Genomic DNA, 11621 nt, shown 5'->3' with positions numbered 1-11621 from the left:
ACCATCTGGCTGGCCGCCGTTTTAATTTTGAGATGCTCAGCGGCTTGATTTTGTGTTGCCTTTTTCGCTTCCCTAAAAATCTGAAATTTCTACTTGACTTTTATTAGCAGGTCTTTTCTTTATTAGTATGTACTTACATTATATCACAATATGATTGCTTTTAGATACAGAAGAATTTTGAAGGATTTTAGTCAATTTGATGAAAAGCAAAAAACCAGATGGAATTTATTCCATCTGGTTTTTGCTTGGAACATCACAACACTATAGATGCAACGGCCTTCGCCCACTCGCAAACGTCTTGCCTATTATTTTTTACTCCACAGGAGATAGTTCTTCGCTATGAGCCTCCAGAGCTTCGATGCGGTGATCCTGCGTCAAGATCTCCATCTGGCTGATGGCGATGGCGTTGAGCTTTGTCAGCCGCTCGGCCTGAGACATTCCTTCGCTGATGAACACGGCATTCAGGTTCTCCAGATTGGAAAGGCAGACCAGCTGAGAGACATTGGCGTAGTCACGGATATTCCCTTTCAGATCGGGATGGCTGTCCCGCCACTGCTTTGCAGTCATACCGAACAGGGCCATGTTCAACACATCGGCTTCACTGGCATACACCATGGAAATCTGCTTTGCGGAAAGCTCCGGCGGAATCAGGTTCTCCTTGATAGCATCTGTATGGATGCGGTAATTGATCTTGGCCAGATTTCGCTTGATGTCCCAGCCAAGCTGTTTCATTTCCTCAGCCTTGAGTCGTTCAAATTCTTTGATCAGATAGATTTTGAACTCAGGGCTGATCCACATGCCGAACTCAAAGGCAATGTCTTTGTAGGCATATGTACCGCCATATCTTCCGGCCTTTGCCCGCAGTCCAATTGCATGCGTCTTTTCAACCCACTCTTTGACGCTGAGTTTGTAGCTGTTCAAACCAGCCTGACTTCTAATTGCGGCGAATTCGCCATAATTAAAATCCGGGTTGTGGATCTGTTCCCATATCCCGAGGAATTCAACTGTGTTTCGGTTTCGCAGCCAGTCGGAGATGAAAAAGTCTCCGTCTTTCGCCCTGAGCATATCAGTCAGGGAGATATAATCCTTGTCGTCAATGGTGGTGACCGAAATTTCTGTCCCATGGACAATCAATTTATTATTCATTCAGAAATCACCTCCATGAATTGCTGATTGCAACTGGATATGGTGCAACAGCCCCCGGCAGCCTTCCTCCACATCCCGCCAGGTCGTGTCGAAATCGTCGGTGTACCACGGACCGGCCACCTCTCCGGGACGGTTGGTAAAGTCCATCAGCAGGTGCATCTTGTCGGCAAAATCGCCGCCGCAGATCCGGTACATACTCCGCAGGTTGGCTCGATCCATGCCAATCAGAAGGTCGTACTTCTCGTAATCGCTGTTCAGAAGCTGCCGGGCTCGTTTGCCGGAACAGTCGATGCCATGCTCGGACAGCTTGCGGCGAGCCGGCGGATACACCGGATTGCCGATCTCCTCGGTGCTGGTAGCTGCCGACTCGATTTGAATGCTCTGCTCCAGACCGGCTTTCTTCACCAGATCCTTCATGATAAACTCGGCCATCGGGCTTCTGCAAATATTGCCGTGGCAGAGAAAAAGTATCCTGATCATGCTCCGTACACTCCAACTCATTACTATCGCACTCAGTATAGCACGGAACCTCAGATTCGTCGAGTTGGATTTCCAGATGGGCGTCAGAATCGATTTTTCTCTGGAGTTCCACCTTTGACCAGCTAAAACGACCAGCGGCACGAAGATACCAGCGCCGCTCCTCCGGCTCCATGTCTGCTTCCAAAATGACTACATTCTGGGTCCAACTGATCTCCATGGCCAGGGCCAGCAACTCGGGGGTGTCCTCATACATCCGATAGAACTCCCGCATCCGGCGAAGGTTGCGCGGGGAGAAGCCGGCAGCATCGGGGAAACGGCTGTGCAGGTGTTCGGCTGCGGCCACAGCCGCGCCTTTCTCCGGCCTGGAGCAGACGATGCGGCCCAGTTCGTAGCAGAGTTTCATCTGGGGCAGCTCAGCGTTCAGCGCGGCGTCCAGGGCTGCAAACATGGCGGAATAATCGATATTTTTGCGGATGTTCATGGCTTCTCCTTTCCGGCAGAACCTGCCTTATTTAGAAACAGGCCAAGGAGAAGCACAGGAGGCGCCTCCTGCGTTTCTCTTTGGCCTGTTCACACCACTTGTACCATCTGCTCCCAGAGCAGGACGAAGCGGTCGTCGATGATTTTGTTGTCGTGGTAATGTCCGAACAGCCAGTAGTGGAACTTGGCTCGTTCTTTGACTTCCTCCAGGAAGCCGGTCAGGTGGTCGTGAACATATCCACCGTTTCCCAGTATGTCCACGATGCTGTTTGGGGCGCAGTGTGTGATCACATAGTCCATCTCATAGTGAATGCTTTCCAAGCTGTGCCGAGCTTCCTCATACTCGGATTTATCGGGAAGCTCTTGTTTCCACCAGGAGTGGTGGTTGACCCGGAATCGGGCGCCCATTCTGCGAAGGGCCCAGTATTGTTCTTCGTAATCGGGTGCTTTGGGGTTCAGAATACCGTCCTCGATATCATGGCTTCTGGCACCGCCCATGGTAAAGAAGGAGTATCCTTGCAGGTCAAAGACCTGCCCGCGCATCAGGTGGATCACATGAGGCCGGATTCGCTGAATCTTTCCGCCGTTCCATTCCTCTGTCGGGTATTTTCTCAGCAGGTCGAAGTTTTCATGGTTGCCGCTGATGAACAGCGTGGTAAAGGGCAGATCCTCCAGCCAGTCCAGATTCCGCTCCTCCTTCTTGCCCCCATCCCATACGCCGCCAAAATCTCCGCAGATGATCATGTAGTCTTCCTTGGTCATTCCGGCCTGCTCGGGGAAGTGTTCGGGTGCGAACCGCTGGAAGTTGCCATGGGTATCGCCGGTTGCATAGATCATTTCGGTTCACCTTCTTTTGCTTATTATATCATATCCTGCTCCACCTGAACGCCGCCGCGGAGGAACACCGTGATTTTCTCCGCTGAGTTGACCTTGACCGTATCCACCAGCTGCCGGATGAGAGCTTCATCCCATTCGCTGATGTGGGTGGACGCCTGAGCCATCGCGGCAGCCGCATCTTCAATGCGCCGTACAGCCTGAGCGTTGCTCTGACGCTGTTCTTCGATCAGGGCCCGCTTTTCTTTCAGTACGGCAGCCTCATTCATGACAGCTCTCAGCTGGGCGGTGCAGGCGGAGGCGTCCTCCGCTCGGGCAGCTTCTGCTACCAGCTCACGGGTCTGGTCGTTCAGCTCGTCCAGCCGCCGCTCAATATCGGCAAGGCTCATGCTCTCTCCTGGGACCGGAGCCAGCTCCATCTCCATGGCAGAGGTGATCTGCCGGATCAGCGTACTCTTTTGGCTCATGACGGAGTTGATGGCGGCGAGGATTGCCCTCTGGAGCGGTTCCTCGTCCAGTGTTGGTGAGTTGTGGCAGTACTTGGTGCCGTAGTCCAGCCGGCTGACACAGCGCCACACAACGCGCTTCCTGCCTTGCTTGGACCAGGTGCAGCGGCGGTACAGGGTGCCGCATTCGCCGCAGACAAGGCGCTCCGACAAGGCGTATTTGCTGGCATAGGATGTCATCCCCGTGGGGGCATTCTTTTTGGAAGGGCTTTTCCCGGCACTGCGCCGCGCCATCTCTGCCTGTACCGCATCGAAGGTTTTGCGCTCCACGATGCCCTCATGATGGTTCTGCACCAGATACATGGGGAGCTGCCCCGTGTTGCGGATGACCTTGCGGCTGATGCAGTCGCTGATGTAGGTCTTCTGGAGGAGGACATCTCCGCAATACTTCTCATTGGTCAGGATGCTTCGGATCGCCGTGATCGTCCATTGGGAGCCGCCGGTCACATTGGGGATCTGCTCCGCTTCCAGCCTGTCTTTGATCATCCGAAGGCTGGCTCCGCTCAAATACTGGTCATAGATCGAACGAACCACATCTGCTTGCTCCTGGATGATTTTCGGCTTGCCGTCCTCGCCTTTTTCATAGGCGTACAGCCGATTATACTGTATGATTGTCTTTCCCTCGCGCATGGCCTGCCGTTTGCCCCAGCGGACATTGGCGCTGATGCTCTCGCTTTCTGCCTGAGCGAAGGCTCCAAGCATGGTGATGAGGATCTCGCTGTCGGCTTCCAGCGTGTTGATGTTCTCCTTTTCGAAGATGACCGCAATGCCCAATTCCCGCAGGGCCCGGATGTAATTCAGGCAGTCCACCGTATTTCTGGCGAAGCGGGAGATGGATTTGGTCAGGACGATGTCGATCTTCTTCTGCTTGCACAGCCGGATCATCTTCAGGAATTCGGGCCGCTTCCGAGCCGATGTCCCTGTGATGCCCTCGTCTGCGAAGATCCCGGCCATGGTCCACTCCCGGTTGGTCATGATCTTGTCGGTGTAGTAGTTCTGCTGCGCCTCATAGCTGGTGAGCTGCTCCTCGTCATCAGTGGATACCCGGCAGTAGGCAGCCACGCGAAGCTGGCGCTGGATCGCCTGCCGGCTTGCGACCTCCGGCTTTGCGGGTATGGTGATGACTTTGGGCGGCTTTCTCTCATGCTGTTTCACTCCTTCCCAATTATTTGACCACTTTTTAGCTGGATATTCAGGGTTCCATCGTTATGACAATGGATGGCGGATACGGAACTTTGAAGCAGTTCTGCATCCAACGCAGTCATGGGCTGACGCCCGGAAAACACTCTGCGCAGACGAACCGTTTCGTATTCGCGGGAGTCGACGGCACTATACTGAGCCGCAGCGATGGACAGGATCAACGCCTTTGCGGCATCCTCGTCGATTGGCTGACATCCCATCACCCTGTCCAGCTCACGCTGCAGGTTCAGTTCAGTGGATTGATCAGGCGGCGCTGTTGCCGGAAGCCGGAGCTGTTCCGGCGATACGATCAGGCTGTTGAGCAGATCCAGCACCTGCCGCTCCATGCGCGCTGTCGATGGCCGCCCGCTGAAGCGGCGGAGGAGCTTCTGCGTGTCCGTTTTGGGAGCTGCCGTCTGCTTTGCGCTTCGCTTTTCCAGTGTTTTCTCCAGGGCTTCTCGATCAATGACCGGCGGATAGCCGCGCTCTCCCGTATAGCGGCTGTCTTCCAGAATTCGGGCAACCATGTTTTTGTTCCATAGCTTTCCCTCGTCATAGGGAATTGACTGTTCCCGAAGCTCCTCTACCAAGGTGTTGTAGGTGGCACCCGCAAGGTATTGTTGGAAGATGTACTCTACCAGCTTTGATTCCTGCGGATGGATGGCAATTTCGCCCATAACCACCCTATAGCCAAACGGCTGCTTCCGATTGCCCATCAGCGCACCGTCCTTTCTATGGTTTCAGCCAGCTCCAGCTCGTTTTTCAGGCGGAAGCGGATTCGCTCATTGCTTTCCACGATGATCGTTTCAACGAGCTCACCGAACAGCTCTGCGTCAAAGCTGTCAAGGAAGTCCGGGCCATCATTCAAGATTTCCATCAGCTCTCTTGTTTGGGCGATGGTGTTGTCGCCATCGACGGTCAGAAGACGCTCCTTTTTCAGCTTTACAGCGCGGAGCTGCTCGGCCAACTCATTGCTCTGGGATATAAAAATGTCAGGATCAATGAGGCCCTGTTGTTTCAGCGTGGCCAACATTGCGTACGGCGTCATTGACATGAGCCTCGCACATCCCGCACATCATTCCGTTGACTTCCACTGTGTGCTTCCACATGTTCTCTCACTCCTTCTTGACTTTTGGATCATCGAGCTGCGCGGACCGGACGGTGGTCTGCCGTGCCGCAGTCCGTTCATCCGGGATCTTCCTGGCTATCAGACAGCACAGCGGCACCAACGAACTTCCGAGAAGCTGATGGCGAACGATGGAATAGCCGCACTCGGACAGGTATGCCATCAGCTCCCCGGCAGTCCAGACATGGTACACCCGAAAGCCGGACAGCCCCATGAACCAGAGCCGGAGTCTGGCGCTTCGACTTTTGCCCCAGACAAAGGTTGGGGCGAACAGCCATCCCCCTGGCTTCAGAACCCGCCAGGCTTCCGCCAGAGCTTTTTCCGGGTGAGGCATGACATGGAGGGCGTTGGAGATCACAACCGCATCGAAGCTCTCCGGGCCGTAGGGCAGCTGGGTAGCGTCCTGGACGGAGAAATGGAGCCGGGACGAGTGCACCTGCTTTTTGGCCTGACGGATCATTTCGGCTGAAAAGTCGGTTGCCTCCCAGCTCCGGACACACGGAGACAGAGGGACGGACAGTTGACCTGTTCCGCAGGCCAACTCCAGCACATCCATGTCCCGTTTCAGAAAAGGACGCATTGCTTTGCAGATCTGCTGATAGGTCGCCTGAGAGCGGCGCATGAAGCCGGCGTAATGCCGTGAAAACCGCTCCCAAAACTGCTTGTTGTCATCCATACAATATGGTCACCTCAATGATGCGGTTAGCGTTTGCTAACTACATCATACTCTTTGTCGCATGAAATTGCAAGATGCCACTATATTGGATTTGTATGCCCCCCGGGATCAATCAAGGGAAGAAGCTGGAACGAAGAATGACCGGGACACGCATCCCGGTCATTCTTTTCTTTCGCGCCTCTGCCTTTACCGGCACCAACTGGTGGGATTGGAGCGGGCGGTGATGAAGCGGCGATAAATGCCCTCCTCCTCCATAAGTGTGTCGTGGGCGCCGGCCTGAACGATGCGCCCCTGGTCGATAACCAGGATCTCATCGGCGTGACGAATGGTATTGAGCCGGTGGGCAATGACCAGCAGGGTCTTGCCCCGGCACAGTTGGGTGATGGCCTCCTGGATGTAGCTCTCATTGTCGGCGTCCACGCTGGCAGTGGCCTCATCCAGAATGACGATGGGAGCATCCTTCAGAATGCAGCGGGCAATGGAGATTCGCTGTCGCTCTCCGCCGGATAGGCTGGCTCCACCTTCGCCGATGACCGTGTCAAAGCCGTCGGGCAGCTCCATGATGAAGTCATAGCATCGGGCTTTTCTGGCCGCCTCATAAACCTCCTCCCGTGTGGCGTCTGTCCGCCCCATGGCGATGTTGTTATAGACGGTATCCTGGAATAAGTAGACCCGCTGGAACACCATAGAGATCTGATCCATCAGATCAGAAAGAGAAATATCGCGGATATCCCTGCCCCGCACTAAGATTTGGCCCTGTTTGACATCCCAAAACCGGGAGAGCAGGTTGGCTACCGTACTTTTACCGCCGCCAGAGGGCCCCACCAGGGCCAGCATCCGGTTTTTCTCCAGTGTGAAAGAGACATCATGCAGTACCTCTTTCTCCCCGTAGGCGAAGGTGACATTTCGAAACTCCACCTCCGGGGCACCGCCGGCTTTGGGTAAGGTCTCCCGGCCCCGGTCAGGTAGTTCTGGCTGGGCCAGTACCGCCTCGATCCGGTCCATGCAGGCGTTCATCACCGTCAGGCGGGTGGCTTGGCTGTAGAGTGCCTTCATGGGGCCGAAGAGGTCAAAGACGAAGAGCAGGACACCCAGCAGGAAGGTGATGGAGAGCGACCCCCGGCCATAGAGCCAGAGGGACAGGGGGATTATCAGCACCGAGCCCAGACCGCACACCAGATAGAGGGCCAGCATCCAGGGAGCCTGGCTCTCCTCGAACTCGATGCTGACCTTGCGGCTCCGGGCAAAATTCTCGGTGAGCTCCGCGGAACGCTCTCCCAGCAGGTTGAAGGTCTTTGCGATGCCGATGCCCTCCACATAGTCCAGCACTGCCCGTGTGAGAGCCTCGCTCTGCTCCTGTCGGACATCAGAGTGAGCCAGGGTGCTCCCCAGGGAAGCGCGGCCCAGCTGCCAAATGATCCCTACCACCACCAAGGCGGCCAGTCCCAGCCAGGGATTCAGGAAGGCCAGCCACAGCACAAGAATGGCTTGGGCAAAGGTATAGCTCATCATGTTGGCAATGTCGTGCATACAGTTCTCCTCAATGAACACCATGTCGGTGGACAGAACGGAACTGATTTTGCCGATGTTGCCCTCTGTGAAATAGCCCATGGGCAGGCGGCGCAGATGCCGTCCCAGCTCCATGCGCAGATCGGCGAATACCATATAGCCCGCCGCGGCCTGGAGCCGGTCGGCGATGTTCTGGCACAGGCACTCCAGCAGCACGCAGCCCACCGTGCCCACCGCCAGCCACAAGCACAACCGTGCCGTCATGGTTCCCTGGAGAAAGGCACTCAGGGCCAGGAAAGACAAGCCGATGGGGGCCTTGGACAGCATGGCCTTCAGGAACGCAAAGACAAAAGCCAGCTTGATCCGCCCCTGGTAGGAGCCGGATACGGACAGGATTCGTTTCATCAGCGCGATCATGCTTCGCCGCCTCCTTTCTTCGCGGAGACGCGCCAGGCAGCGGCTCCCTCGGCAGCCCGCCACAGTTTTTCATAGGCGGGGCAAGTCTTTCGCAATGTATCGTGGCGGCCGATCCCTGCCACATTGCCCTGGTCCAGCACTACGATCTGATCGGCACCTGCAATGGACTGAAGCCGATGGGCGATGACGATGACCGTCTTGCCACGAATCACCTCGGCAATGGCGGCGTTCATTTTCTCCTCATTCTCCGGGTCCAAAAAAGCGGTGGCCTCGTCCAGCACCACGATGGGAGCGTTCTTCAAAATCGCCCGGGCCAGGGCGATCCGCTGCCGCTCCCCGCCGGAAAGCCCTTTGCCGCCATCGCCGGCCATGGTATAGATTCCTTTTTCCAGCCGTTTCAGAAACTCTCCGCATTGAGCCCGTTCCGCCGCCGCCAGCACCTCCTCGTCGGTGGCGCCGGGTCTTCCCAGCCGGATGTTCTCCAACAGGCTGGTGTTGAACAGGAACTGCTCCTGCGCGACGAAGGAGATCTGCTCATTCAGAGAGGCGAGGGACATCTCTCGCAGGTCTTGCCCTCCCAGCGTGATGCGTCCGTCCGTCACATCGTAAAAGTGGACCAGCAGCTTGGCAAGGGTGGATTTTCCGCTGCCGGATTCTCCCACCAAAGCAGTGAGGCTCCCTTGGGGAACAGAGAAAGTGACGCCGTGGAGGACTTCGTCCTTTTCGTAGGAAAACCGCACATTCTCAAAGCGGATCTGCAAATCGTTTCCGCTGAACTCCGTCTTTCCTTCATTCAGAGGCGGAATATTGAACAGAGATTCCATTTGATCGATCTTGTAGCTCAGCTGGGGCAGCACCGACATAAAGTTCATAGCTCGGATCAGAGGCGGTCCCACGGAAAAGGACATGCACAATACCAGCGCGTAATCCGGCAAGGTGGAGGCGCCGGTGAGTACCAGATAGCCGCCGGCCGGCAGCAGCACCAGCGCCACGCAGGGCAAAATGCTGGTGTAGAGGGCCATCCACAGCCAGCAGGCCCGGAACCAATCCAGAGTAAAATCACGGTAGTTTTTTACATCGGTCTCAAAGCGGTGATAGGACTCTCCGTCCCGGTTGAAGACTTTCACGACTTCCATGCCGTTGATGTACTCCACGATGGTGTTGTTCATTTTCTGCCCGGCGGCGTAGTAGTCTCCCATCTTGCTCATGCCGGAGCGGTACATCATGCCCATGGCCAGCACGCCCAGCGGAAGGGAGCAGAGGGAAAGCAGACCCAGCTTCCAGTCCGTGAGGAACATGGCCGCAAATACCACCACCGGCACCGCCAGATTGGACAGCCCTTCCGGCAGGGCGTGGGCCAGCAGAAGTTCCATGCTCTCAATGTCGTCAATGAACATCTTCTTCCAGACTCCAACGCCCTTCTCCTGGATCGCGCCCAGGGGCTGCTTTTCCAGCTTGCTCTGGAGGTGGAGCCGGAGGTTTTCCAAAGTATGATAGGCGGAGCGATGAGACAGAGCCAGCCCCTCCACATAGAGAAGGCCGTAGAGGACCATGCACAGAGCCATGGCCCCGGCGTTGAACAAGGTTTCCTCCAAAGTGAGACTGCCCCCCGTCAGCAGGGGCCGCAGCAGGCGGTAGAGGAAGAAATAGGGCAGCACGCTCATGGCCACGCCGGCCACCAGCACCAGAATGGAGGCGTAGGTGGTCTTCCGGTGGCGTCCGGTGTAGCGCAGGACTTTTTGAAACACAGTATCACTCCTTTTGGTTAGTTATTGCTAACTTGTTAGCGAGAAAAAAGCCTCCGGAGAGGCGTTTTTCACCCCTTGGGGAATCCCAGGGCGGCGTACCAGTCAAAGAGACGGCAGACCAGCGTGCAGTGGCGCTGGATCTCCGGCCAGGCAAAGCCATGGATAAAGGGCTCGTAAATGGTGGTCCAGAAGGCGGACAGGACCACATGGAGCTCCTCCTGCGTCATATCCACCGTACACAAGCCCCGGCGTCTGGCCTCGGCGTAGTAGGTCCAGGTGCCTTCCGTCATTTTCTCCACCCAGTCGTGCTGGAAGTTGGCGTAAGCGGTGCCCTCCGCTCCGGTGAGCAGCAGCACAAAGCCATCCCGCCGCTCATTGAGAAAGCGGAACCACCACAGCATATATTCCTCATCCATATACCACGCCCGGATCAGGTCTTCGTCGGAGAGGGCGGATGCCGGCACCGCCGTCCGCTCCTCATAAACAGCATCCAAATCCGCCACAGTATCCGCCACCACAGCGCGAAACAGTTCCTCTTTTCCGGCGTAACGCTTATAAAGAGCCCCGGTTGTCACACCCGCTCGCTGGCAGATGGATTTCAGGGAAGCCCTCTCAAAGCCAAGCGCCAGGAACTCCTCTCTGGCACTGTCCATGATCCGAGGGTCGATGGAAGTATCCGGTCTTGCCATAACACCCCTCCCGACAAATGATAATTTGATTACCGATAATCTGATTATCAATATAGCATCCCTTTCTGCCCCTGTCAAGGGGAAATCCTCTCTTGACAAACTCGCTTTTTGGTTGTATATTCAAAACATCGTTATAAAACACTGTTTTGGATTGTGAGGCGATACCATGGCAAAGCAGATCGAAGGGGTCTATGAAAATGTACTCCGCTGCGCCCGTCAGGAATTTTTGGAAAAAGGCTTTGCTCTGGCCTCCCTGCGGGACATCGCCAAAGCGGCGGGAACCAGCACCGGCTCCATCTATACCCGCTTTACTGACAAGGCGGGATTGTTCCGGGCCCTGGTGGAGCCTGCCGCGGGAGAGCTGAAGCGCCGTTTTTTGGAGATACAGGAGTCTTTTCACCAGTTTGACGGCCAGACCCAGCAGGAGGAGATGGGGCGTTACACCGCCCATGCTCAAGAGGGACTGTTTGACTACATTTATGAGCACCTCCCGGAGTTTGAACTGCTCCTTCGCCGGGCCGCCGGGACGGAATATGCTCACTATGTGGACGAGTTGGTGGAGATCGAAGTCAGTTACACCTACAAATACATGGAGGTCATCGGCTGTGAGAGCGTCCGCTCCGGTCAGGTCACCGAGGACTTGATCCATATCGTTACCACCGCCTACTTCAACGGAATGTTTGAGCCGGTGCGGCACCGCATGGATAAGGCCCGGGCGCTCCACTATGTCCGCCAACTCAACCGCTATCACATGGCAGGATTTGAGACGATTTTTCATCCCGAAAACTTCCAGTAGTGCAAAAGGCCGCTCTCTCGGCGGCCTTTTCATAA

11 protein-coding genes and 1 pseudogene are annotated in these 11621 nt (G+C 55.8%); 1 reads left to right on the top strand and 11 read right to left on the bottom strand.

The window, feature by feature from the left end:
• Nucleotides 1-312: 312 nt before the first annotated feature.
• The 11 genes and pseudogenes from WGC32_RS13080 to WGC32_RS13035 all read right to left on the bottom strand — a co-directional run bounded on the left by WGC32_RS13080 (nt 313) and on the right by WGC32_RS13035 (nt 10790).
• Entirely contained in the window at nt 313-1146 is an 834-nt protein-coding gene (locus tag WGC32_RS13080; protein ID WP_342682514.1) for a KilA-N domain-containing protein, read from the bottom strand.
• Entirely contained in the window at nt 1147-1626 is a 480-nt protein-coding gene (locus WGC32_RS13075; RefSeq protein ID WP_342682513.1) for a low molecular weight protein-tyrosine-phosphatase, read from the bottom strand.
• A gap of 88 nt (nt 1627-1714) precedes the next feature.
• Nucleotides 1715-2029: pseudogene (locus WGC32_RS15145) on the bottom strand (DUF1016 N-terminal domain-containing protein); the annotation flags it as partial.
• 167 nt (nt 2030-2196) lie between these two features.
• Nucleotides 2197-2943 (bottom strand): metallophosphoesterase family protein, encoded by a 747-nt coding sequence (locus tag WGC32_RS13070; protein ID WP_342682510.1) that lies wholly within the window; start codon nt 2941-2943, stop codon nt 2197-2199.
• A gap of 23 nt (nt 2944-2966) precedes the next feature.
• Nucleotides 2967-4601, bottom strand: a complete 1635-nt coding sequence (locus tag WGC32_RS13065; RefSeq protein ID WP_342682509.1) for a recombinase family protein — start codon at nt 4599-4601, stop codon at nt 2967-2969.
• The gene (locus tag WGC32_RS13060) at nt 4598-5341 is read right to left on the bottom strand and encodes a recombinase family protein (protein WP_342682507.1); all 744 of its coding nucleotides are present in this window, start codon (nt 5339-5341) and stop codon (nt 4598-4600) included. The genes WGC32_RS13065 and WGC32_RS13060 overlap by 4 nt, the downstream gene beginning before the upstream one ends.
• A complete protein-coding gene (locus tag WGC32_RS13055; RefSeq protein ID WP_342682505.1) occupies nt 5341-5673 on the bottom strand; it encodes a hypothetical protein in 333 nt (110 codons plus the stop codon). Before WGC32_RS13055 ends, WGC32_RS13060 begins: the two co-directional genes overlap by 1 nt.
• Nucleotides 5674-5740: 67 nt before the next feature.
• Entirely contained in the window at nt 5741-6427 is a 687-nt protein-coding gene (locus WGC32_RS13050; protein WP_342682503.1) for a class I SAM-dependent methyltransferase, read from the bottom strand.
• Between the two features lie 186 nt (nt 6428-6613).
• The gene (locus WGC32_RS13045) at nt 6614-8353 is read right to left on the bottom strand and encodes an ABC transporter ATP-binding protein (protein WP_342682502.1); all 1740 of its coding nucleotides are present in this window, start codon (nt 8351-8353) and stop codon (nt 6614-6616) included.
• Entirely contained in the window at nt 8350-10101 is a 1752-nt protein-coding gene (locus WGC32_RS13040) for an ABC transporter ATP-binding protein (protein ID WP_342682500.1), read from the bottom strand. The genes WGC32_RS13045 and WGC32_RS13040 overlap by 4 nt, the downstream gene beginning before the upstream one ends.
• Before the next feature lie 68 nt (nt 10102-10169).
• Nucleotides 10170-10790: a TetR/AcrR family transcriptional regulator gene (locus WGC32_RS13035; protein WP_342682498.1), complete on the bottom strand. Its 621-nt coding sequence runs from the start codon at nt 10788-10790 to the stop codon at nt 10170-10172.
• A gap of 166 nt (nt 10791-10956) precedes the next feature.
• Between WGC32_RS13035 and WGC32_RS13030 the strand changes: the two genes are divergently transcribed.
• Complete coding sequence (locus tag WGC32_RS13030) at nt 10957-11586, top strand: TetR/AcrR family transcriptional regulator (protein WP_342682497.1); 630 nt, start codon at nt 10957-10959, stop codon at nt 11584-11586.
• The last annotated feature ends 35 nt before the right edge of the window (nt 11587-11621 follow it).

Origin of the sequence: Zongyangia acetica (assembly GCF_038739695.1) — a bacterium.
GTDB lineage: Bacteria > Bacillota > Clostridia > Oscillospirales > Ruminococcaceae > Zongyangia > Zongyangia gallinarum.
Note: the sequence above shows the minus strand (reverse complement) of the source record. Positions and strands in the feature narration are given on the sequence as shown.

What these genes read in the sequence shown, in the direction of transcription:
- WGC32_RS13080 (WP_342682514.1), bottom strand. Translation starts at nt 1,146, where the DNA reads ATGAATAATAAATTGATTGTCCATGGGACAGAAATTTCGGTCACCACC.
- WGC32_RS13075 (WP_342682513.1), bottom strand. Translation starts at nt 1,626, where the DNA reads ATGATCAGGATACTTTTTCTCTGCCACGGCAATATTTGCAGAAGCCCG.
- WGC32_RS13070 (WP_342682510.1), bottom strand. Translation starts at nt 2,943, where the DNA reads ATGATCTATGCAACCGGCGATACCCATGGCAACTTCCAGCGGTTCGCA.
- WGC32_RS13060 (WP_342682507.1), bottom strand. Translation starts at nt 5,341, where the DNA reads ATGGGCAATCGGAAGCAGCCGTTTGGCTATAGGGTGGTTATGGGCGAA.
- WGC32_RS13055 (WP_342682505.1), bottom strand. Translation starts at nt 5,673, where the DNA reads ATGACGCCGTACGCAATGTTGGCCACGCTGAAACAACAGGGCCTCATT.
- WGC32_RS13050 (WP_342682503.1), bottom strand. Translation starts at nt 6,427, where the DNA reads ATGGATGACAACAAGCAGTTTTGGGAGCGGTTTTCACGGCATTACGCC.
- WGC32_RS13045 (WP_342682502.1), bottom strand. Translation starts at nt 8,353, where the DNA reads ATGATCGCGCTGATGAAACGAATCCTGTCCGTATCCGGCTCCTACCAG.
- WGC32_RS13035 (WP_342682498.1), bottom strand. Translation starts at nt 10,790, where the DNA reads ATGGCAAGACCGGATACTTCCATCGACCCTCGGATCATGGACAGTGCC.
- WGC32_RS13030 (WP_342682497.1), top strand. Translation starts at nt 10,957, where the DNA reads ATGGCAAAGCAGATCGAAGGGGTCTATGAAAATGTACTCCGCTGCGCC.